General features: G+C 70.3%; 22 protein-coding genes. 6 read left to right on the top strand and 16 right to left on the bottom strand.

Annotated elements, in window-relative coordinates:
* Positions 1–64: 64 nt before the first annotated feature.
* From ACWD4G_RS31700 to ACWD4G_RS31665, 8 genes are all read right to left on the bottom strand, one after another.
* Positions 65–307, bottom strand: coding sequence for a hypothetical protein (locus ACWD4G_RS31700; RefSeq protein ID WP_451299498.1), 243 nt, complete (start codon positions 305–307; stop codon positions 65–67).
* Positions 304–1,071: a DUF3159 domain-containing protein gene (locus ACWD4G_RS31695; protein ID WP_451299496.1), complete on the bottom strand. Its 768-nt coding sequence runs from the start codon at positions 1,069–1,071 to the stop codon at positions 304–306. Before ACWD4G_RS31695 ends, ACWD4G_RS31700 begins: the two co-directional genes overlap by 4 nt.
* 3 nt (positions 1,072–1,074) lie before the next feature.
* Entirely contained in the window at positions 1,075–1,473 is a 399-nt protein-coding gene (locus ACWD4G_RS31690) for an OB-fold nucleic acid binding domain-containing protein (protein ID WP_451299494.1), read from the bottom strand.
* 141 nt (positions 1,474–1,614) lie between these two features.
* Positions 1,615–2,298: a response regulator gene (locus ACWD4G_RS31685; protein WP_451299492.1), complete on the bottom strand. Its 684-nt coding sequence runs from the start codon at positions 2,296–2,298 to the stop codon at positions 1,615–1,617.
* Positions 2,295–4,898: a DUF4118 domain-containing protein gene (locus ACWD4G_RS31680; protein ID WP_451299490.1), complete on the bottom strand. Its 2,604-nt coding sequence runs from the start codon at positions 4,896–4,898 to the stop codon at positions 2,295–2,297. Before ACWD4G_RS31680 ends, ACWD4G_RS31685 begins: the two co-directional genes overlap by 4 nt.
* A gap of 193 nt (positions 4,899–5,091) precedes the next feature.
* Positions 5,092–5,871, bottom strand: a complete 780-nt coding sequence (locus ACWD4G_RS31675) for a DUF3710 domain-containing protein (protein WP_451299488.1) — start codon at positions 5,869–5,871, stop codon at positions 5,092–5,094.
* Between the two features lies 1 nt (position 5,872).
* On the bottom strand, positions 5,873–6,406 hold the full coding sequence (dut, locus tag ACWD4G_RS31670) for a dUTP diphosphatase (RefSeq protein ID WP_451299486.1): 534 nt from the start codon (positions 6,404–6,406) through the stop codon (positions 5,873–5,875).
* On the bottom strand, positions 6,403–6,987 hold the full coding sequence (locus tag ACWD4G_RS31665) for a PaaI family thioesterase (RefSeq protein ID WP_451299484.1): 585 nt from the start codon (positions 6,985–6,987) through the stop codon (positions 6,403–6,405). The genes dut and ACWD4G_RS31665 overlap by 4 nt, the downstream gene beginning before the upstream one ends.
* Before the next feature lie 112 nt (positions 6,988–7,099).
* Between ACWD4G_RS31665 and ACWD4G_RS31660 the strand changes: the two genes are divergently transcribed.
* Positions 7,100–7,591 carry a DUF3093 domain-containing protein gene (locus tag ACWD4G_RS31660; RefSeq protein ID WP_451299483.1) on the top strand — a complete coding sequence of 164 codons (492 nt, stop codon included), beginning with the start codon at positions 7,100–7,102 and terminating at the stop codon, positions 7,589–7,591.
* Between the two features lie 178 nt (positions 7,592–7,769).
* On the opposite strand, the gene ACWD4G_RS31655 is transcribed toward ACWD4G_RS31660, so the two are convergent.
* The 4 genes from ACWD4G_RS31655 to ACWD4G_RS31640 form a co-directional block, all read right to left on the bottom strand.
* Positions 7,770–8,717 carry a hypothetical protein gene (locus ACWD4G_RS31655; protein ID WP_451299481.1) on the bottom strand — a complete coding sequence of 316 codons (948 nt, stop codon included), beginning with the start codon at positions 8,715–8,717 and terminating at the stop codon, positions 7,770–7,772.
* A 13-nt stretch (positions 8,718–8,730) separates the two neighbouring features.
* A complete protein-coding gene (locus ACWD4G_RS31650; protein WP_003997302.1) occupies positions 8,731–9,027 on the bottom strand; it encodes a DUF4193 domain-containing protein in 297 nt (98 codons plus the stop codon).
* A gap of 405 nt (positions 9,028–9,432) precedes the next feature.
* Positions 9,433–10,680: a sensor histidine kinase gene (locus ACWD4G_RS31645; protein WP_451299479.1), complete on the bottom strand. Its 1,248-nt coding sequence runs from the start codon at positions 10,678–10,680 to the stop codon at positions 9,433–9,435.
* Positions 10,681–10,686: 6 nt separating this feature from the next.
* Positions 10,687–11,340: a response regulator transcription factor gene (locus tag ACWD4G_RS31640; RefSeq protein ID WP_009340866.1), complete on the bottom strand. Its 654-nt coding sequence runs from the start codon at positions 11,338–11,340 to the stop codon at positions 10,687–10,689.
* A 416-nt stretch (positions 11,341–11,756) separates the two neighbouring features.
* On the opposite strand from ACWD4G_RS31640, the gene ACWD4G_RS31635 reads away from it, so the two are divergent.
* Positions 11,757–11,930 carry a hypothetical protein gene (locus tag ACWD4G_RS31635; protein ID WP_181800487.1) on the top strand — a complete coding sequence of 58 codons (174 nt, stop codon included), beginning with the start codon at positions 11,757–11,759 and terminating at the stop codon, positions 11,928–11,930.
* Positions 11,931–12,050: 120 nt separating this feature from the next.
* On the opposite strand, the gene ACWD4G_RS31630 is transcribed toward ACWD4G_RS31635, so the two are convergent.
* The gene (locus ACWD4G_RS31630; protein ID WP_451299476.1) at positions 12,051–12,866 is read right to left on the bottom strand and encodes an inositol monophosphatase family protein; all 816 of its coding nucleotides are present in this window, start codon (positions 12,864–12,866) and stop codon (positions 12,051–12,053) included.
* An 8-nt stretch (positions 12,867–12,874) separates the two neighbouring features.
* Positions 12,875–14,002, bottom strand: coding sequence for a ferrochelatase (locus ACWD4G_RS31625; protein ID WP_451299475.1), 1,128 nt, complete (start codon positions 14,000–14,002; stop codon positions 12,875–12,877).
* A 179-nt stretch (positions 14,003–14,181) separates the two neighbouring features.
* Between ACWD4G_RS31625 and ACWD4G_RS31620 the strand changes: the two genes are divergently transcribed.
* The 3 genes from ACWD4G_RS31620 to sepH all read left to right on the top strand — a co-directional run bounded on the left by ACWD4G_RS31620 (position 14,182) and on the right by sepH (position 18,137).
* Complete coding sequence (locus ACWD4G_RS31620; protein WP_451299473.1) at positions 14,182–15,423, top strand: MFS transporter; 1,242 nt, start codon at positions 14,182–14,184, stop codon at positions 15,421–15,423.
* Positions 15,383–16,702, top strand: coding sequence for a D-arabinono-1,4-lactone oxidase (locus tag ACWD4G_RS31615; protein ID WP_451299471.1), 1,320 nt, complete (start codon positions 15,383–15,385; stop codon positions 16,700–16,702). The genes ACWD4G_RS31620 and ACWD4G_RS31615 overlap by 41 nt, the downstream gene beginning before the upstream one ends.
* 403 nt (positions 16,703–17,105) lie before the next feature.
* Positions 17,106–18,137: a septation protein SepH gene (sepH, locus tag ACWD4G_RS31610; protein ID WP_451299469.1), complete on the top strand. Its 1,032-nt coding sequence runs from the start codon at positions 17,106–17,108 to the stop codon at positions 18,135–18,137.
* 132 nt (positions 18,138–18,269) lie between these two features.
* Here sepH and ACWD4G_RS31605 read toward each other — a convergent pair whose 3' ends face one another.
* A complete protein-coding gene (locus ACWD4G_RS31605; RefSeq protein WP_451299467.1) occupies positions 18,270–19,097 on the bottom strand; it encodes a sulfurtransferase in 828 nt (275 codons plus the stop codon).
* A 320-nt stretch (positions 19,098–19,417) separates the two neighbouring features.
* Here ACWD4G_RS31605 and ACWD4G_RS31600 point away from each other — a divergent pair, with 320 nt between their 5' ends.
* Positions 19,418–20,212: a VOC family protein gene (locus ACWD4G_RS31600; RefSeq protein ID WP_451299465.1), complete on the top strand. Its 795-nt coding sequence runs from the start codon at positions 19,418–19,420 to the stop codon at positions 20,210–20,212.
* Positions 20,213–20,279: 67 nt separating this feature from the next.
* On the opposite strand, the gene ACWD4G_RS31595 is transcribed toward ACWD4G_RS31600, so the two are convergent.
* Positions 20,280–20,927 carry a thymidine kinase gene (locus ACWD4G_RS31595; RefSeq protein ID WP_451299463.1) on the bottom strand — a complete coding sequence of 216 codons (648 nt, stop codon included), beginning with the start codon at positions 20,925–20,927 and terminating at the stop codon, positions 20,280–20,282.
* Positions 20,928–20,954 lie beyond the last annotated feature (27 nt).

The raw sequence follows: 20,954 nt of genomic DNA, 5'->3' as shown, positions 1-20,954 counted from the left end.
GCGAGGCTCTGACACCAGCGCTTGGCACGTGTCGGGGCGCCCGGATATCCCCGGGCGCCCCTACTCAGCCCATCCGGCGTTTGAGGACGAGGGCGGACAGCCACCCCACCCAGCCCGCCCGACGTTTGAGGACGAAGGCGGACAGCCACCCCACCCAGCCCGCCCGACGTTTGAGGACGAAGGCGGACAGCCACCCCACCCAGCCCGCCCGACGTTTGAGGACGAAGCCGTTCAGGCCGAAGCGGGGGTCTGGGGGCGGCAGCCCCCCAGGGATGGGAAGGGTAAGGGCGGCGGGGGCGACCTTCACTCCCCGGCGGCCCCCGCCCGCTCCGCAGCCTTACGCTCCTGCTCGGCCTTCTCCTCCGCCTCCATCTCGGCGAACACATCGATAGGCGCCGGAGCCTTCGCCAGGAACACCCACGTCAGCCACACAGCCAGCAGGAACGGCGGAATCTTCAACGCGACGAGCACCCACCCGAGCTGAGTGGTGTCCGCCCACCAGTACAGCGGGAAGAGAATCGCGCACTTGGCGAGCAGAATCAGCCCCCAGGCCCAACTCGCCTTCGCATACGCCTTCTTGCGCCCGGGATTACGCGTACGCCACGACAGGTTCTCCTTGAAGACCGGCCCGAGCATCAGCCCGATCAGCGGCACACCCGCGAGCGTGGTGATGATGTACGCGAGGGCGAGCCCCAGCGTGTAGAGCATGCCCGGCAGATAGAAGTCCTTGGCGTTGCCGGTCATCATCGCGAAGACCACACCGAAGGCGACCCCGAAGACACCACTGAAGGCGTGCTTGACGGTGTCCTTCATGACGAGCCGCACCACGACCAGCAGGATCGAGACACCAAGGGCGGCGATGGCCGAAGAGTGCAGATCCTTGTTGATCGTGTAGATGGTGACGAACAGGAGCCCCGGCAGCACGGTCTCGACCATGCCCCGCACGCCGCCGAAGGCCTCGAACAGCGCGGCCTCGGTCACCGCCTTGGAGTCCTGCGCGCCGTCCTGGACACCCGGGGTGTCCCGGTGGTCGCGCTGGGCGTCTTCCGTCGGCTTGTCGAGCGACGTCACCGGCTACTCCCGTCCGAGCGGTCTGAGTTCGTACTTCGGGTTGAAGAGCACCCTACGGCCCCGGCTCATCGAGATCCGCCCGGATGCGATCAGCTTGCGCCCCGGCTCTATCCCGACGATGGAGCGCCTGCCGAGCCACACCACGTCCAGAGCGGCCGAACCGTCGAACAGCTCGGCCTCCAGGGCCGGGACACCGGCGCGCGGACGCAGCGTGACCGTGCGCAAGGTACCAGTAACCGTCACTATCTGTCGGTCGTGGCAGTCACAGATCCGCGTGCAGCCCGTGGTGTCCGCGTCCTCGCGCAGCTCCTCGGACTCAAGGTCCTCCTGCGACGAGGACAGCCGGTCGAGCATGCGCCGGAACCGGCCCACCGGCTTCTCGGAACGAGGGACAGCACTCATGCCAAAGAGCCTACCGGGGCCCACCGACAGACCCGACCCCCCGTACGCTCCACGCTGATCACTTCTCGAACCGATATCCCATCCCCGCCTCCGTGATGCATCCCCCGGGGACAACCCCCGGACCCCCGGCCGCGGCCCGGCTCATTTCTCGAACCGATACCCCATCCCCGCCTCCGTGATGAAGTGCCTCGGCCTCGACGGGTCGGCCTCCAGCTTGCGGCGCAGTTGGGCCATGTAGACCCGGAGGTAGTTGGTCTCCGTCCCGTACGACGGCCCCCAGACCTCCTGGAGCAGCTGCTTCTGGCTGACCAGGCGCCCGGTGTTGCGCACCAGCACCTCCAGCAGATGCCACTCGGTGGGCGTCAGCCGGACGTCCTTGCCGCCCCGGTTCACCTTCTTCGCGGCGAGGTCCACGGTGAAGTGGTCGGTCTCGACGATCACGTCGCCCTCGTCGCCGCCGACGGGCTCGGCGCGGCGGACGGCGGCCCGCAGCCGGGCGAGCAGTTCGTCCATGCCGAAGGGCTTGGTGACGTAGTCGTCGGCACCCGCGTCGAGCGCCTCGACCTTCTCGTCGGAGGTGTGCCGGGCGGAGAGCACGATGACCGGCACCCGGGTCCAGCCGCGCAGCCCCTTGATCACCTCGACGCCGTCCATGTCGGGCAGCCCGAGGTCGAGTACGACGACGTCCGGGTGCCGGGCGGCGGCGAGCTGCAGCGCGGTGGCCCCGTCGTGGGCCGCGTCGACCTCGTACTTGCGGGCCTTCAGGTTGATCACGAGCGCACGCACGATCTGCGGTTCGTCCTCGACCACGAGCACCCGGGTCATGTGGTTCGCCTTTCTGCCGAAGAGACCGCGTCCACCGACACGGCCGAGTCCCCTGCGCCGCCCGGCCGCACCGATGCGACCGGAGCCCTCGCCCCGGCCCCCTGTACGGCGCGCACCGTCAGCACCATGGTCAGCCCTCCCCCAGGTGTGTCCTCGGCGTCGAGGGTGCCGCCCATGGCCTCGGCGAAGCCACGGGCCACCGCGAGCCCCAGCCCGACACCGGCCCCGCGCGGAGCGTCGCCGTAGCGCTGGAAGGGGGCGAAGATGCGGTCCTTGGCCTCGTCGGGGACGCCGGGGCCGCGGTCGACGACCCGGAGCTCGACACGGCCCCCGAGGGCACTGGCAGCGACCAGAACGGACGTACCCGGCGGGCTGTACTTGACGGCGTTCTCGACGACGTTGGCGACCGACCGCTCCAGCAGCCCGGGGTCGACGGCGACCATGGGCAGGCTCTCGGGGATCTCCAGCTCCACGCTGCCCTCGGGCACCCCGCCGAGGGCCATGGGCACCACTTCGTCGAGGTCGATCTCGCGGATCAGCGTGGTGACCGTACCGGTCTGGAGGCGGGACATGTCGAGGAGGTTGCCCACGAGGTGGTCGAGCCGGTCGGCGCCCGACTCGATCCCTTCGAGCAGTTCGGCCTCGTCCTCCCGCGACCAGGCCACGTCGTCGGACCGCAGCGAGGAGACGGCCGCCTTGATCCCGGCCAGCGGCGTCCGCAGGTCATGGCTGACGGCGGCGAGCAGCGCGGTCCGGATGCGGTTGCCCTCGGCCAGCTCCTTGGCCTGGTCGGCCTCCTGCTGAAGCCGCTGCCGGTCGAGTACGACGGCGGCCTGGGCGGCGAACGCGGCGAGCACCCGGCGGTCCTCGGCGGGCAGCACGCGCCCGGAGAGGGCGAGCGCCATATGGTCGCCGACCGGCATGTCCACGTCCGCGTCCTCCGGGCGGTCCACCACCGCCCGGGGCCCCACGCTCCCCGCGCACGTCCACGGCTCCATGTCGCCCGCCCGCTCCAGCAGCGCCACCGACTCCATGGAGAAGGTCTCCCGGACCCGCTCCAACAGCGGGTCGAGCCCGGCCTCGCCGCGCAGCACACTGCCCGCGAGGAACGACAGGATCTCCGACTCGGCACGCAGCCGCGCCGCCTGCTGGGTACGCCGGGCCGCGAGGTCGACGACGGACGCGACCGCCACCGCGACCCCTATGAAGACCGCTATCGCGACGATGTTCTTGGGGTCGTCGATCGTGAGGGTGTGCACGGGCGAGGTGAAGAACCAGTTGAGCAGCAGCGAACCCAGCACCGCGGAGGCGAGGGCGGGCAGCAGTCCGCCCAGCAGGGCCGCGGCGACCGTCACCGACAGGAACAGCAGCATGTCGTTGGCGAGGCCGAGGTCGCTCTCGATGGTGGCCAGCAGCACGGCCAGCAGCCCCGGTCCGGCCACCCCGACCAGCCAGCCCCACACCATCCGCGCCCGCCCGAGCCGCGCGCCCCGGGCCACCGGCAGCCCGCGCCCCTTGCCCGCCTCGTCGTGCGTGATGAGGTGGACGTCCAGGTCGGGGCCCGAATCCCGGGCCACGGTCGCGCCGACGCCCGGCCCGAACACGTACTGCCAGCTCTTGCGCCGCGAGACGCCGAGCACTATCTGCGTGGCGTTGACACCGCGCGCGAAGGCCAGCAGCGCGGCCGGGATGTCGTCGCCGACGACGTGGTGGAAGGTGCCGCCGAGGTCCTCGACGAGGGTGCGCTGGACGGCGAGTTCCTTGGGCGAAGCGGAGGTCAGCCCGTCGCTGCGGGCGATGTAGACGGCCAGGACCTCGCCGCCGGCGCCCTTCTCCGCGAGCCGCGCGGCCCGCCGGATCAGCGTCCGCCCTTCGGGTCCCCCGGTCAGCCCGACCACGATCCGCTCGCGCGAACCCCAGATCGCCGACACCTGGTGCTCACTGCGGTACGCGTTGAGGTACTCGTCGACCCGGTCGGCCACCCACAGCAGCGCCAGCTCGCGCAGGGCCGTCAGATTGCCGGGCCGGAAGTAGTTGGAGAGCGCGGCGTCGACCTTGTCGGGCTTGTAGATGTTGCCGTGCGCCATCCGCCGCCGCAGCGCCTGCGGCGACATGTCGACCAGCTCGATCTGATCGGCCCGCCGCACCACCTCATCGGGCACGGTCTCGCGCTGCCGCACCCCCGTTATCGACTCGACGACATCGCCGAGGGACTCCAGATGCTGGATGTTGACGGTCGAGATCACATCGATGCCGGCCGCGAGCAGTTCCTCGACGTCCTGCCACCGCTTGTCGTTGCGCGAGCCGGGCACATTGGTGTGCGCCAGCTCGTCCACCAGGGCCACGGCCGGGGCCCGCCGCAGTACGGCGTCCACGTCCATCTCCGTGAAGACCGCGTCCCGGTACTCCAGCTCCCGGCGGGGTATGCGCTCCAGCCCGTGCAGCATCACCTCGGTGCGCGGCCGGTCATGATGCTCGACGAAGGCCACCACACAGTCGGTGCCCCGCTCGACCCGGCGGTGCGCTTCGGACAGCATGGCGTACGTCTTGCCCACCCCCGGTGCCGCACCGAGATAGATCCGAAGCTTCCCGCGTCCCATGGCCCCATTGTCTGCCACGTCTTCCACGGCAAAGGGACACAGCGGCAGCCGCACTCGCTCTTTGACAGAACCCTGACGCGCCACGAACACGACAATGGGCCGCACCTCACAGAAGGTACGGCCCACTTACCTGGCCGAGGGGACGCACCGCGCCCCTTGAGGGGCGCGCGGCGGCACTGTGTGCAAGGAGCGCCTAACGAACCTCGGTGATCTCCGGCCCCCGCTGCAGCTGCCCCATCCCACCGGAGAACCGAGACCCGCTCTGCTCCTCCTGCTGAACCCCTTCGGGGACCATCTGCGCGTCGTTCGGCAGCTTCAGGACGATCGGGTCACGCGGAGCCATCGGCCCCTCACCGCGTACGACGACGGTGTCCCGGAAGATCTGCTCCAGCAGCCCGGCGGTCTGCGGCTCCACCGCGCCCCGGCCCGAGATCACCCCGCGCAGGAACCAGCGCGGCCCGTCCACACCGACGAACCGCACGACCTGGAAGCCGCCCGTGCCGTCCGGCAGCTGCACCGGCACCTGGGCCCGCAGCTCCCAGCCCAGCGGGCCCTCGACCTCGTCGATGACACCGCCCTGCTGGGTGATACCGCTGGCGATCTCCTCGCGCACCTCGCCCCAGATGCCCTCACGCTTGGGCGCTGCGAAGGCCTGCAGCTGGACCGCGCTGTCGCGCAGTACGACGGTCGCGGCGACGATCGCGTCACCGGCGACCTCGACCCGCAGTTCCATGCCGTCGACCCCGGGCACGAAGATGCCGCCGAGATCCACACGGCCCTCGCCGGGCTCGCGCACCTCGGTGCTGTCCCAGGGCCCGTCGGGCCGCGGCTCGGGTTCGAGCCGCACACGCTCCCGCTCGCCCTCGTCCGCCTCAGTGTCGACTTCTTCGGCTACGCCGTCGACCTGCTCGGCCTCGCTCGCCGCGTCCGCCGCGTCCTCAGCGGAGCCCTTCTTCTTGCGACGTCCGAACACGTCACTGTCCTTCCCGGTCGGATACGACCGAAGCGTATCGATTCCCACCCGTTGTGCTGCTTGTGTCGCCCACGGCGGCATGACCGCCGGTGGACCCGAAGCCCCCCTCGGCCCGCGCCGAGTCGGGAAGCTCCGCCACTTCTTGGAAGCGCACCTTCTCGACCTGCTGGACGACCAGTTGGGCAATCCGGTCGAAGCGCTCGAACCGCACGGGCTCGTACGGGTCGAGGTTCACCACGATCACCTTGATCTCCCCACGGTACCCGGCATCAACCGTCCCCGGGGCATTCACCAGGGCGACACCGCAGCGGGCGGCGAGACCGGATCGTGGGTGCACGAAGGCCGCGTACCCCTCCGGGAGCGCGATGGAGACTCCCGTGGGCAGCACGGCCCGCTCGCCCGGCTTCAGCTCACGGCTCTCCGTGGTCCGCAGATCGGCCCCGGCGTCACCGGGATGCGCATAGCCGGGCAGCGGTACGTCCGGATCGACGCGCCTGATCAGAACGTCGACGGGAGCACGACCCGCGCTGTTCACGGGTTCACCTCGAAGGCGCGGGCACGCCGGACCTGGTCCGGGTCGCTCATGGCCGCCCGGATCTCCTCGGGGCGGCCGTTGTCGATGAAGTGGTCGACCTTCACCTCGACGAAGAGCGCGTCGGCGCGGACGGCCACGGGACCGTCGGGGCCGCCGATGCGCCCGGTGGCCGTCGCGAAGATCTTCCGCCCGGCCACGGCCGTCACCTCGGCCTCCAGGTGCAGCACGGTGTCGACGGGCACGGGCCGTACGAAGTCGGTCTCCAGCCGTCCGGTCACGGCGATGGTGCGCAGCAGCCAGTTCAGGGAGCCGAGCGCCTCGTCGAGGGCGCTGGCCAGCACTCCACCGTGCGCCAGCCCGGGTGCCCCCTGGTGGGCGGGCTTGACCGTGAACTCGGCGGTGAGGGAGACCCCTTCCCCCGCCCGTGCCTCCAGATGCAGCCCGTGGGGCTGCTCCGCCCCGCACCCGAAGCACTGCTCGTAGTGCGCGCCGAGCAGCTCGCCGGGGGCGGGCGCGTCGGGATGCCGTACGGGCGGTGTGGCATCGGCCGGGGGCAGCAGGGCCGGGGAAGTACCTCTCACAGCCGCAGACCTTACCCGTCTGCCGGCGCCGGGCCATCGCCCCTACGGGCAGGGATTCCCCTCGACCGCCCTGATTCCGGGGCCGCAGGGGCAGCGTGCCAAGCTTGACGCCATGCAGCTCTCCGCTTCGCCGTACGAAGAACGCCTCACCGCACCCCGCACCTGGTGGCTGATCTGCTTCCTGGTGGGCGTCTCCATGGCGCTGATCCTCCTGCCCTTCGGCACGCTCCCGCTGCTGGGCGGTCTGGCCGGTGGCACGGCGGCCGCGGCGGTGGTGGCCAGTTCCTACGGCTCGATCCGTATCCGGGTGGTGGGCGACGCGCTGATCGCGGGCGAGGCGAAGATCCCGGTCTCGGCCCTCGGCACCCCGGAGATCCTGGACCGCGAGGAGGCGCAGGCCTGGCGCACCCACAAGGCGAACCCGCACGCCTTCATGCTCCTGCGCGCCTATATCCCCACGGCCCTGCGCATCCCGGTGACGGACCCGGCCGACCCGACCCCCTACCTCTACCTGTCGACAAGGGAACCGGAACGCCTGGTGGCCGCCCTGGAGGCAGCGAAAACACCGGCCCGGCCCACGGCGGCCGACGAGGGTGAGAGTTAGACGGTAAGAGTCAAGAGAGAATCCGCTCGGCCCGACGGCAAGCACCCCAGGCCCAAGGGCGCCCACCCGCCCTCTTTCCGCCGCGACGGCGCCAAGCCCGCAACGACGCATTTCGGCGTTGCCGAACCCAGCCGAACCCAGCCGCACGCAGCCGCACCCAGAAACCGCTACCCAGGGGTCAGCCCCCGCCCAGCTCCTTGGGCGGCTCCACCTCAAGCGCGTCGGCCGGCTTCTCCAGCGGCGGCAGTTCCCCCAGCGCCTCCCAAGGCACCTGCACCGTCCGCAGATCCTTCCGAATCCGCGCCGCGAGCTGTCTGGTGTCCCGTCGGTTCATGACCGCCCCCACCGCGGCCCCGATCAGGAACGGCATCAGATTCGGCAGATTCCGAACCATCCGCTTCATGATCTGCTGCCGAAGCTGTCGCTTCATCTGCCCGCCGAGCGCGGCGTCGATGGTCATCGGCTTGGTCACGTCGATCCCACGCTCGCCGGACCACGAGTCGAGATAGGCGGCACTGCGCTGCCGCAGATTCCCGGCAGGCCGCACCCCGTACACCTCGTGCAGCTCGGCGATCAGCTTCAGCTCGATCGCGGCGACCCCGGTGATCTCGGCGGCCAGCTCAGCCGGCAGGGCGGGCGGTGTCGGCAGCATCGCGGCGGCCCCGATCCCGGCCCCCACGGTCGAGGTCCCGTTGGCGGCACCCGCGACGAGCTTGTCGGCGATCTGCTCGGGCCCCAGCCCGGGGAACTGCGCACGCAACGTCGCGAGATCCCGTACGGGAATCCGCGGGGCCATCTCGATGATCCGGTCGGTGAGATACGCGAGCCCCGCCCGCGCCCGTTCACCGCCCTTGCGGGCCCCGGTCCTCAGGCCCTCTCTTATGCCGTCCCGGACGACGACCACGCGGCGCCGGGCGACCGGCGCCGGAGTGTCCAGCGGTACGGGCAGGCGTCCCTGCTCCTCCGCGGCGCCCCCCGACGCCGTACCAGACGCACGTTCGAGCGAGGCCGCTCCTGGATCGGAGGAGCCTCGCTCGTCGTCACGCACGCCGTCAGAGCCGTCGTACGACTCCGGGTCCGCTCCCTTGCGGAAGCGGCGCTTCCAAGGAGGGGTCGAGCCAGTCACGGCCGACCCGGCCTCAGTCGCAGTCGCGGCAGATCGGCTGACCGTTCTTCTCACGCGCCAGCTGGCTGCGGTGGTGCACCAGGAAGCAGCTCATGCACGTGAACTCGTCCTGCTGCTTGGGCAGGACGCGGACGGCCAGCTCCTCGTTCGAGAGGTCGGCGCCGGGCAGCTCCAGGCCCTCGGCGGCCTCGAACTCGTCGACGTCGACCGACGAGGTCGACTTGTCGTTCCGACGGGCCTTGAGTTCTTCCAGGCTGTCCGAGTCGACGTCGTCGTCGGTCTTGCGTGGGGTGTCGTAATCCGTTGCCATGTCGCTCTCCCCCTCTGGGTGTCTGCGGTGTCTCCAGCGCACGTAACGCGTGAGAGGCCGGACTTGTGCCCGACCTGAGGCGGAGATTTTGCCTCACATCAAGGTCTGTTACTCAATCGACACCCAACCGCACTCCTCAAGAGTGATCGGCTTGGATGGCGAACCGGACCGTACACGGTCCCAACACTGCATTTCAAAGGCGCTTCAGCATCTACTTCCCGTGATCTCAACCACTGAAAACCCGGATTTTCCCGGCTTTCCGACAGCCTCATGATCACGCTCAGTAGATGGCTGGAAATTCGCCTATGTGATCGATCACACATTGGTCGCGCACGACCGTTTCGATCAGGCCACCGGAAAATTCCGCGCAAAGCGAACATCGTCCCGAGGCCGGGGGTCATTTTCTCAGACGGGAAGGGTCACTCGCATCACGAGCCCGCCTCCCTCTCGTGGCTGGGCCGCAATGTGTCCGCCATGCGCGCGCGCCACGGACCGGACGATCGACAGGCCCAGCCCCACACCCTTGTCGCTGCCCGTGCGCTCCGTGCGCAGCCGCCGGAACGGCTCGAAAAGGTTGTCGATCTCATACGCCGGCACCACGGGTCCGGTGTTGGTGACGACCAGGACCGCCTGGCCGTGCTGGAGCTCCGTCGTCACCTCGACCCAGCCCCCCTCCGGCACGTTGTACCGGACGGCGTTCTGGACGAGGTTCAGGGCGATCCGCTCCAGCAGGACGCCGTTGCCCTGGACGACCGCCGGGGCCCGCTCGCCGCAGATCTCGACCTTCTTGGTCTCCGCCTCGGAGCGCACCTGGTCGATGGCCTGGGAGGCCACCTCGGCGAGGTCCACGGGCTTGCGCTCAACGATCTGGTTGTCGCTGCGGGCGAGCAGCAGCAGGCCCTCCACCAGCTGCTCACTGCGCTCGTTGGTGGCCAGCAGCGTCTTGCCGAGCTGCTGGAGCTCCGCCGGGGCGTTCGGGTCGGAGAGATGCACTTCCAGGAGCGTGCGGTTGATCGCCAGCGGTGTGCGCAACTCGTGCGAGGCGTTGCCGACGAACCGCTGCTGGGCCGTGAAGGCGCGTTGGAGCCGTTCCAGCATGTCGTCGAAGGTGTCCGCCAGCTCCTTCAGCTCGTCGTCCGGGCCGTCCAGTTCGATACGGCGGGACAGGTCCGACCCGGCCACCGCGCGGGCGGTGCGGGTGATCCGGCCGAGCGGGGCGAGCACCCGGCCCGCCATCGCGTATCCGAAGGCGAACGCGATCACGGCGAGTCCGAGCAGGGCCAGCAGTGAGCGGCTGAGCAGATTGTCCAGGGCGCCCTTGCGCTTGCTGTCGATGCAGTCGGCGATCGCGGCGTTGAACTCCGAAAGCGGCAGATTGCCGGTGTCCACGGCGGGACAGCTGTCGCTGTTGACGCTGATGTCCGTACCGCCCACGATCTTGAACAGCGGCTCGTTACCGGTGTTCACGGCCTGGGCGGCCAGCAGGTAGATGATCGACAGCAGCAGGATGCCGGCGATCAGGAACATGCCGCCGTACAGCAGCGTCAGCCTTATCCGGATGGTCGGGCGCAGCCAGGGGAGCTGGGGCTGCGGTCGCCTGGGGTCCCAGGTGGGTTTCGGGGGCGTCTGGGGCGGCGCGGGTGTCGTGGCCACGGCCGATCAGATCCGGTAACCGGAGCCGGGCACGGTGACGATCACCGGTGGCTCACCGAGCTTGCGGCGCAGGGTCATGACCGTGACCCGGACGACATTGGTGAACGGATCGGTGTTCTCGTCCCAGGCCTTCTCAAGCAGCTGCTCCGCCGAGACGACCGCTCCCTCGCTGCGCATCAGCACCTCCAGGACGGCGAACTCCTTCGGCGCGAGCTGGACCTCCTTGCCGTCGCGGAAGACCTCGCGGCGGTTGGGGTCGAGCTTGATCCCGGCCCGCTCCAGGACCGGCGGCAGCGGCACGCTCGTCCGCCGGCCGAGGGCACGCACGCGTGCGATCAGCTCGCTGAACGCGAACGGCTTGGGCAGATAGTCGTCGGCGCCGATCTCCAGGCCCTCGACGCGGTCGCTGACGTCGCCGGACGCGGTGAGCATCAGCACGCGCGTGGGCAGGCCGAGCTCGACGAGCTTGCGGCAGACGTCGTCGCCGTGGACGAGGGGGAGGTCGCGGTCGAGGACGACCACGTCGTAGTCGTTGACGCCGATGCGCTCCAGGGCGGCCGCACCGTCGTACACGACGTCGACGGCCATGGCCTCCCGGCGCAGTCCGGTGGCCACCGCATCGGCGAGCAGTTGCTCGTCCTCGACGACGAGTACGCGCACGTCGCTTGTCCTTCCTGATGTCCACCCGCGTAGCGCGCGGACGGCGCACACGGGCAGGGTGTTCGTGGGTGTGTGACCTCCATCCTGCCTTTTTCGGCCGTAAGTCGGCTGTAAGACGACCCTCGGGAGATCGGCCCGGGGGGCGGGACGGGGAATGCGGGATTTTTTCGTCGGGTTGAGGTTTCCGTCGGAGACAGCGGGGGGAGGACGGCTTTACACCCCGCGATCACACTCTGCTTGTGCCGCACCACCATGCGGTACGCGGCGTTCCGCTTTCCGCAGAGCGGGCGTGGGTGTCCGGCACCGTCGCCGCCCGGCCAGGGTGGCGCTGGGCATCCGCAAGAGACGTGATCGTCCCTTCCGAACGGCACACCCCCGTGCCATCGACCCACGACCCAAGGACGAGGGGGCGCAGCATGGACGCATTCACCGCAGGACTTCTGCAGCGCATAAAGGCGACCGAGTCCGACCTGACCAGGGCTCGTGACGAGGGCGACGACTTCCTCGTCGAGGTGGAGCAGGCCGAGCTGGACGACCTGCACCGCCTCGCCGCCGACCACGGTGTGGAGGTCGGCGCGTACAGCGTCTGATCGAGAGCCCATACGCGCGACAGCGGGACCCCGGCAAGATCCAGGCCGGGGTCCCGCTGTACGTCTCGTCCTCTGCAGGGCCGTCCGCCGGCCGGAGCGAGTGCCCGGCGGGACTCGCTGTCAGTCGTGCCAGGCGCCCAGCGCGTCCAGGCGGGTCTGGAGGGTCTCGAAGAGGCCGGGTGGTGCCGCGATGGTCAGATCGGGCGAGAGGGGCTGCGAGGGGCGGCCACCGGTCAGGGCGCCCGCTTCCCTGGCGATGAGGTCACCGGCCGCGTAGTCCCATTCGTTCAGCCCGCGCTCGTAGTACGCGTCGAGGCGGCCCAGGGCCACATCGCACAGGTCGATCGCGGCCGAGCCCCCGCGGCGGATGTCGCGCACCTCGGGGATCAGCTCGCGCACGACGTCGGCCTGCCTGGCGCGGCGCTCGGCGAGATAGCCGAAGCCGGTGCCCACGAGGGCCAGGCCCAGTTCGGGTGCGGGGCGCACACGCGCGGGGCGGTCGTTGACGTGGGCGCCCTCGCCCAGGACCGCGCGGTAGGTCTCGGCGCGCATCGGGGCGTGGACCACGCCGACGACCGTCTCGCCGTCCACCCGGGCCGCGATGGACACGGCCCAACTGGGCAGTGCGTACAGGTAGTTGACCGTACCGTCGATGGGGTCGATCACCCACTGGACGCCGCTGGTCCCCTCGACGCTGGCGCCCTCCTCACCGAGCACGCCGTCGTCGGGGCGGCGCTCGGCGAGCAGGCCGGTGATCAGCTTCTCGGAGGCGATGTCCATCTCGGTGACGACGTCGACCGCGCTGGACTTGGTGGCGGCCACGCCGAGGTCGTCGGGCCGTCCGTCACGCAGGAAGGTGCCCGCGCGATGGGCGGCTTCGAGGGCTATGGCGAGCAGTTCGGCTCTGAGGGCGTCCTGCTGCGGCTGGTCGGTCACGGTGCTCCTCACGCGTACGGGCTGTCGACGCCCGCGGCGGCGGGCAGCGGGGTGCGGGCGGGGCAGCAGCCCACCGGGCACAGGTTGTGGCTCGCGCCGAGCGCGCCCAGGGCACAAGGGGTGACGTCCTGGCCCCGCTCGACCGCCGCGCGCTCCAGGACGAGGTCGCGGATGGCGGCGGCGAAGCGCGGATCGGCGCCCACGGTGGCCGAGCGGCGCACCGGCAGTCCCAGTTCCCCGCCCTTGGCCATGGCCTCGGTGTCGAGGTCGTAGAGGACCTCCATGTGGTCCGACACGAACCCGATGGGCGCCATCACGACGGCCGGGGCCCCGGCCGCCTTGCGCTCCTCCAGGTGATCGCAGATGTCCGGCTCCAGCCACGGGATGTGCGGGGCGCCGGAGCGGGACTGGTAGACGAGCCGCCAGGGGTGCTCGACGCCGGTCCGCTCGCGCACGGCGTCGGCGATGAGCTTCGCGACGTCCATGTGCTCCGCGACATACGCGCCGCCGTCGCCGTGGTCCTCGACCGGGCCGGAGGTGTCCGCCGAGGCGTTCGGGATGGAGTGGGTGCAGAAGGCGATGTGCGCGCCGTCGCGGACGTCCTCGGGGAGGTCGGCGAGGGACTCGATCACGCCGTCGATCATGGGTTCCAGGAAGCCCGGGTGGTTGAAGTAGTGCCGGAGCTTGTCGACCTTCGGCGGCTGAAGTCCCTCGGCCTCCAGCGCGGCGAGCGATTCGGCCAGGTTCTCGCGGTACTGGCGGCAGCCCGAGTAGGAGGCGTACGCGCTGGTGGCGAGGACCAGGACGCGGCGGCGGCCGTCGGCGGCCATCTCACGCAGGGTGTCGGTCAGATAGGGCGCCCAGTTGCGGTTGCCCCAGTAGACGGGAAGGTCCACGCCGTGCTCCGCGAAGTCCTTGCGGAGGGCGTCGAGCAGGGCGCGGTTCTGGGCGTTGATGGGGCTGACCCCGCCGAACAGGAAGTAGTGCTCGCCGACTTCCTTCAGGCGCTCCTTGGGGATGCCTCTGCCTCGCGTGACGTTCTCCAGGAACGGGATCACGTCGTCCGGGCCTTCGGGGCCGCCGAAGGAGAGCAGGAGGAGGGCGTCGTAGGGGGTGGCGTCGTGCGCGTGTGGCATGACTCCGATCCTGCCACCCGGCACTGACAACCGGGATGGCGCCCCATATCCCGGGTGACTCGGGGTTTACCCGCCGCGTAAGCTGTATCGGCTTGCTTCGCGCCTTACCGTGCCCGTGGGGAACGACCTCGGCCCCCGCACGCATGGTCCTCGGCCACCCGCACCCTTCGGAGACCTCCGTGCCCAGCCCCTACACCGCCCTGTTCGCCTTCCCGGGCACCAAGGCGTTCACCGCTGCGGGTCTGCTCGGCCGGATGCCGCTGTCGATGATGGGCATCGGCGTGGTCACGATGATCTCCCAGCTCACCGGGCAGTACGGCCTGGCGGGCGCCCTGTCCGCGACCATCGCGCTGTCCGCCGCCGTGCTCGGCCCGCAGATCTCCCGGCTGGTGGACCAGTACGGGCAGCGCCGGGTGCTGCGCCCGGCGACGCTGCTGGCGCTGGCCGCCGCCGCGGGGCTGCTGTTCGCCGCGCACTACGGGTGGCCGGACTGGGTGTTGTACGTCTGCTCGGCCGGCATCGGCTGTGTGCCGAGCCTCGGCGCGATGACCCGCGCGCGCTGGGCGGCGCTGTACCGGGGCACCCCGCAACTGCACACGGCGTACTCCTTCGAGTCGGTCGTGGACGAGGTGTGCTTCATCTTCGGGCCGATCATCTCCATCGGGCTGTCCACCGCCTGGTTCCCGGAGGCCGGGCCGCTGCTCGCGGGGTGCTTCCTCGCGGCCGGTGTCTTCTGGCTGACCTCGCAACGCGCCACCGAACCGGAGCCCCACCCGCGCGAGCGCCACGAAAGGGGCCGTTCCGCGATGCGCTCGCCGGGACTGCGGGTCCTGGTGGCCACCTTCGTGGCGACCGGGGCGATCTTCGGGGCGGTCGACGTGGTCACCGTGGCCTTCGCCGAGGAGCAGGGTCACAAGGCCGCCGCGAGCGTCGTCCTGGCGATCTACGCCGCCGGTTCCTGCGTCGCGGGCATCGTCTTCGGGCTCATGCGTTTCTCAGGAGCCGCAGAGGTTCGATGGCTGCTGGGCGTGTGCGGCATGGCCGTGAGTATGATCCCCCTCCTACTGGTCGGAAACTTGCCGTTTCTGGCCGTGGCGCTCTTCGTCGCCGGCCTGTCCATCGCACCCACGATGATCACGACCATGGCCCTGATCGAGGAGCACGTACCACGCGCGCAACTGACCGAGGGCATGACCTGGACGAGCACCGGGCTCGCGGTCGGGGTCGCGTTCGGCTCGTCCGTGTCCGGCTGGGTGATCGACGCGGCCGGGGCGGAGGCCGGGTACGGGGTTCCGGTGGTGTCCGGGGCCGTCGCGGTCGCGGTCGGTTTCCTCGGGTTCCGTCGGCTGCGCAGGCCGGCACAGGAGCGGGGAGGGCCCCATGAGCACCACAGTGATCGGCAAGAGCGGCACGTGGCGTAACTGGGCGGGGAACGTCACCGCCCGGCCCGTACGGGAGGTCGCCCCGGCCACCGTCGAGGAACTCGCCGCCGCCGTACGCAGGGCCGCCGAGGACGACCTCAGGGTGAAGGCCGTCGGTACAGGGCACTCCTTCACGGCCGCCGCCGCGACCGACGGCGTATTGATACGCCCTCAACTGTTGACGGGCATACGCAACATTGATCGTGATGCCATGACCGTCACGGTGGGTGCCGGCACCCCACTCAAGAGACTCAACATGGCGCTCGCGCGTGAGGGGCTGTCGCTCACGAACATGGGCGACATCATGGAGCAGACGGTCTCCGGCGCCACCAGCACCGGCACGCACGGCACCGGCCGTGACTCGGCGTCGATCGCGGCCCAGATACGGGGACTTGAGCTGGTCACGGCCGACGGCTCGATCCTCACCTGCTCCGCGACGGAGAACCCGGAGGTGTTCGCGGCGGCCCGGGTCGGCATCGGCGCCCTGGGCATCGTCACCGCGATCACCTTCGCCGTGGAGCCGATCTTCCTGTTGACGGCGCGCGAGGAGCCGATGCCGTTCGAGAGGGTGCTCGCCGAGTTCGACGAACTCCACGCCGAGAACGAGCACTTCGAGTTCTACTGGTTCCCCCACACCGGCAATACCAACACCAAGCGCAACAACCGCAGCGCGGGCCCCGAGAAGCCGGTGCCCCAGCTCAGCGGCTGGTTCGAGGACGAGTTCCTCTCCAACGGCGTCTTCCAGGTGGCCAACTGGGTCGGCCAGGCGGTCCCCGCCACCATCCCCACGATCGCGCAGATCTCCAGCCGCGCCCTGTCGGCACGGACGTACACCGACATCCCCTACAAGGTCTTCACCTCTCCGCGCCGAGTCCGTTTCGTGGAGATGGAGTTCGCGGTGCCGCGCGAGGCATTGGTGGACACTCTGCGTGAACTCAAGGCGATGGTGGACCGTTCGAAGCTGCGCGTCAGCTTCCCCGTGGAGGTCCGCACCGCGCCGGCCGACGACATCACGCTCTCCACGGCCTCCGGTCGCGAGAGCGCGTACGTGGCCGTGCACATGTTCAAGGGCACGCCCTATCAGGCGTACTTCACGGCCGCCGAGCGGATCTTCACCGCGCACGAGGGGCGTCCGCACTGGGGCAAGGTGCACACGCGGGACGCCGATTACTTCTCCAAGGTCTATCCCCGGTTCGGCGAGTTCAGCGCTCTGCGTGACCGGCTCGACCCCGAACGGCGTTTCCAGAACGACTACTTGAGGCGCGTACTGGGCGCGTAGCCGGAGCGGGCGATTTCGGTGATCTCGTAAGGCGTCTTCCTCCCCGCGGTCCTGAAGTGGCACGTTCCGTCGGCCGATTGCCGTCGTACCCGAGAAGTTGAGCGGCGTGCCGATCCACGCAAGTGGCCCGAATGGAGTACTGTTGCGAGCCCTGGGTCCGGACTCCCGCCAGGGTGTCCGGGGCCTTCGAGGACCGCCGGGAGGGGGATCGTTGCACAGGGTGATGGATTTCGTCACTTAGCGTTGCGAATAGGTAACCGTGCCATAACGGCGTCCTCGGGCCCACGCCCGACACGCCGGGCAACTCGGCAAGGTTGTGGCAGGCTGCACCCGGGCAGGCCACACTCGACTAGCGGAAGCAGCGACGCACGTGACGTCGGCAGGCACCACCCGGGAGGTCCCCATGCCCGAACTGCGTGTCGTGGCCGTCTCAAATGACGGCACACGGCTGGTGCTGAAGGCTGCCGATTCCACGGAGTACACCCTCCCGATTGACGAGCGCCTGCGCGCCGCCGTCCGCGGCGACCGCCCGCGTCTCGGTCAGATCGAGATCGAGGTCGAGAGCCATCTCCGCCCCCGTGACATCCAGGCGCGTATACGCGCGGGCGCCACGGCGGAGGAGGTCGCGCAGCTCGCCGGCATCCCCGTCGACCGGGTGCGTCGCTTCGAGGGTCCCGTACTGGCCGAGCGCGCCTTCATGGCGGAGCGGGCCCGCAAGACCCCCGTACGCCGTCCCGGGGAGAACGCGGCCGGGCCCCAGCTCGGCGAGGCCGTGCAGGAGCGGCTGTTGATCCGGGGCGCGGAGAAGGACACGGTCCAGTGGGACTCGTGGCGTCGCGACGACGGCACCTGGGAAGTGCTGCTGGTCTACCGGGTCGCGGGTGAGCCGCACTCGGCGAGCTGGACGTACGACCCGCCCCGCAGGCTGGTCCAGGCCGTGGACGACGAGGCGCGCTCGCTGATCGGCGAGTCCGACGATCTCGGGGCACCGGAGCCGAGCTTCCCGTTCGTGCCGAGGATCGCGCGGCTGCCGCGCGACCGCCCCCTGGACCGTCAGGCGGAACGTCCCGTCCTGCCCCCGGTGCCCGATCCCGACGAGGAGAGCGTGAGCGAGCGGGACTCGCTGACCAGCATCCTCGAAGCCGTACCGAGCTACCGGGGCGACCTGGTCGTGCCCGAACTGCCTTCCGCCGAGCCGCAGGAGGAGTCCGTCGAGGAGGCGGTGGAGGAGGAGTCGGCGGCGCCCGCGGCCTCGGCCGGTTCCGCCTACGCGGACGTCCTCATGCCGCCCCGGTCGGTCAACGGCCACCGTGACCGGCTGATCGGCGCCACCGACCGGCAGGCCGAGGCCGATGGCGTCCGGCCGGGCCGTCGCGCGGCGGTGCCCAGCTGGGACGAGATCGTGTTCGGCACGCGCCGGAAGAAACAGGAGTAGGAAGGCTCGAAGGTACGTGCGCGGCCGTTCTTTGTCGTAGGTCCGTTCGTGCAGGATCGGTCTTTCATACATACGTATGTGGGGCCCGCGTCGTTCAGACGCGGGCCCCACGGCGTTGCCGTCAGTGGGGTGTCACTGGGGGTCGGGTCCCGTGGCGACCGGGCGGCTGCCGTCCCGGGACCACTCCGACCACGAGCCGACGTACAGGGCCGCCTGGATGCCCGCGACGGCCAGGGCGAGCACCTCGTGGGCTCCGGAGACACCCGAGCCGCAGTAGACGCCCACCTTCGAGTCGGCGGTCGCGCCGAGTGCCTTGAAACGATCGGCGAGTTCGGCGGCTGATCGGAAGCGACCGGATTCGGTCACGTTCTCCGTGGTCGGAGCCGACACGGCCCCCGGAATATGGCCACCGACCGGGTCGATGGGCTCCACGTCGCCGCGGTAGCGCTCGGCGGCCCGGGCGTCCAGCAGCAGCCCGCTGCGGGCCAGGGCCGCGGCACCGTCCGCGTCGAGCAGCGGGAGGGCTCCCGGGGCGGGTGTGAAGGTGCCGGGGGCCGGTTCCGGGACCTCGGCCGTCAGCGGGCCGTCCCAGGCCGCGAGGCCGCCGTCCAGAACCCGCACCGAGGGGTGTCCGGCCCAGCGGAGCAGCCACCACGCGCGCGAGGCGGCCCAGTTGAGGCCGCCGTCATAGACGACGACCGCGCGGTCGGCGCAGACTCCGGCCGCCCTCATCTCCGTACCGAAAGCGTCCGGGTCCGGCAGCGGATGACGGCCCTCGGCACCTGCGGGACCGGCGAGTTGGGAATCCAAATCGACGTAGACGGCCCCCGGGATGTGCGCCTTCTCGTACTCGGGGCGCAGGTTCGGGCCGCCCAACTGCCAGCGGACGTCCAGGAGGACCGGTGGGCGCGATCCGGCCAGCTCGCTCGCGAGATCGGGTGCGGAGATGATGGCGTTCATGGCCACCATCCTCGCTCACGGAGTGGCCGCGCCGCCCCGGTCCGGCTACTCTGCCTGCCCCGGTCCCGATCACGAGGCGTACGGGACCGGGCACATGCCGTACAGCCGATGGACACCGCACGGCAGCGGTACGGAAAGCCACGGGTACCGACGCGCCGGGCATCCTCACGTGGTGCGCGTCGCGCGGCGGTGCGGCGCGGAGGCGTGGCGCTACGGGTGGTGCGAGCATCGGCACGGGGCGTGATCGCGCGTGGACGTGGTACACGCGTACGGAGGGCTGACGGACACGGCCACCGCGAGGGGCCGAGGAGAGAGTGACGATGACCGAGGCACGGGAGTCGACCGGCCTGAACGGTGATGTGTATCCACCGGGTACCCCCTGTTGGGTGAGTCTGATGGTGCACGGGATGGCCGCGACCCAGGAGTTCTACGGAGCGCTGTTCGGCTGGGAGTTCCAGCCCGGTCCCCGGCAGCTCGGCCCGTACGCGCGGGCGCTGCTCGACGGGCGTGAGGTGGCGGGCATCGGTCAACTGCCGCCCGACCGCCATCTGCCGATCGCCTGGACGCCGTACTTCGCCTCGGACGACGTGGATCTGACGGCGGAGACGGTACGGCACTGCGGGGGCACCGTGGGGGTGGGGCCGCTGGACGTCGGGGACGCGGGGCGCCTCGCGATCGGCTCCGACCCGGCAGGAGCCGTCTTCGGCGTCTGGCAGGCGGCGGAGCATCTCGGCGCGGACATCAGCGGTGTCCACGGCACGCCCGCCTGGGTCGAGTTGCTCACCATGGACACCACCCTCGTCACCAAGTTCTACGAGGCCGCGTTCGGCTTCGGGGAGGAACCGGTGGTCTCCGACGACCTCGACTACGTCACCCTCTTCGTCAAGGGCCACTCGGTCGCCGGCATCCACGGCGTGGGCAACGCTCTCCCCCGCGACCGGGGACCGCACTGGCTCACCTACTTCGAGGTGGCCGACCCCGACGAATCCACGAACCGTGTCATCGAGTTGGGCGGCCATGTCATCAAGCCGCCCCACGAGACTCCGCACGGTCTGGTCGCCTCGGTGGCCGACCCGGAGGGCGCCAAGTTCGCCATGGTCCACCGGGAGCGCTGAGCGCCGGCCGTGGGGCGCACCGGTGCCGGTGCCACCACCGGCGTCACTGTGGGCGCCGAGGCTCCGGTCAGGCGGTCTCGACCGGGAGCACGTCCGGGGAGAGGGCACCCGCGCGGGCCGTGGCCGCTGTCAGACGGCGGCGATGGTGGCGGCGGCAGAGGACCTCGTAGCCGATGTCGTCGGGCCGGTTGACGTCGCCGACGACGACCTGGGCGCCCTCGACGACCATATGGCCGCCCACGGTGCGGGCGTTGTGCGTGGCACGGGCGCCGCACCAGCACAGGGCCTCGACCTGGAGCACCTCCACACGGTCGGCCAGCTCCACCAGGCGCTGGGAGCCAGGGAAGAGCTTGGAGCGGAAGTCGGTGGTGATGCCGAAGGCGTAGACGTCGAGGCCCAGATCGTCCACCACGCGCGCGAGTTGGTCGATCTGCTCGGGGGTGAGGAACTGGGCCTCATCGGCGATCACATAATCCGCGCGGCGGCCATGGGACAGGTGGTCGACGAGGTACACATACAGGTCCTGGCCGTCCTGGACCTCCACGGCGTCGGTGACCAGGCCGAGGCGTGAGGAAAGCTTTCCCTCGCCCGCGCGGTCGTCCCGCGTGAAGATCATGCCCTGCAGCCCGCGCGCCGATCGGTTGTGCTCGATCTGGAGGGCCAGCGTCGACTTTCCGCAGTCCATGGTTCCGGAGAAGAACACGAGCTCGGGCATGTCGAGTGGGGCACCTTTCGGCAAGGA

This window comes from Streptomyces sp. NPDC002643 (genome assembly GCF_053592555.1).
The sequence above is the reverse complement of the archived record's forward strand: the minus strand, read 5'-3'. Positions and strand labels throughout refer to the sequence as shown.

Excerpts from the sequence above, each read along its gene's own strand:
- ACWD4G_RS31690 (WP_451299494.1), bottom strand. The coding sequence starts at position 1,473 with ATGAGTGCTGTCCCTCGTTCCGAGAAGCCGGTGGGCCGGTTCCGGCGC.
- ACWD4G_RS31685 (WP_451299492.1), bottom strand. The coding sequence starts at position 2,298 with ATGACCCGGGTGCTCGTGGTCGAGGACGAACCGCAGATCGTGCGTGCG.
- ACWD4G_RS31680 (WP_451299490.1), bottom strand. The coding sequence starts at position 4,898 with ATGGGACGCGGGAAGCTTCGGATCTATCTCGGTGCGGCACCGGGGGTG.
- ACWD4G_RS31660 (WP_451299483.1), top strand. The coding sequence starts at position 7,100 with ATGCAGCTCTCCGCTTCGCCGTACGAAGAACGCCTCACCGCACCCCGC.
- ACWD4G_RS31650 (WP_003997302.1), bottom strand. The coding sequence starts at position 9,027 with ATGGCAACGGATTACGACACCCCACGCAAGACCGACGACGACGTCGAC.
- ACWD4G_RS31635 (WP_181800487.1), top strand. The coding sequence starts at position 11,757 with ATGGACGCATTCACCGCAGGACTTCTGCAGCGCATAAAGGCGACCGAG.
- ACWD4G_RS31625 (WP_451299475.1), bottom strand. The coding sequence starts at position 14,002 with ATGCCACACGCGCACGACGCCACCCCCTACGACGCCCTCCTCCTGCTC.
- ACWD4G_RS31615 (WP_451299471.1), top strand. The coding sequence starts at position 15,383 with ATGAGCACCACAGTGATCGGCAAGAGCGGCACGTGGCGTAACTGGGCG.
- sepH (WP_451299469.1), top strand. The coding sequence starts at position 17,106 with ATGCCCGAACTGCGTGTCGTGGCCGTCTCAAATGACGGCACACGGCTG.
- ACWD4G_RS31605 (WP_451299467.1), bottom strand. The coding sequence starts at position 19,097 with ATGAACGCCATCATCTCCGCACCCGATCTCGCGAGCGAGCTGGCCGGA.
- ACWD4G_RS31600 (WP_451299465.1), top strand. The coding sequence starts at position 19,418 with ATGACCGAGGCACGGGAGTCGACCGGCCTGAACGGTGATGTGTATCCA.
- ACWD4G_RS31595 (WP_451299463.1), bottom strand. The coding sequence starts at position 20,927 with ATGCCCGAGCTCGTGTTCTTCTCCGGAACCATGGACTGCGGAAAGTCG.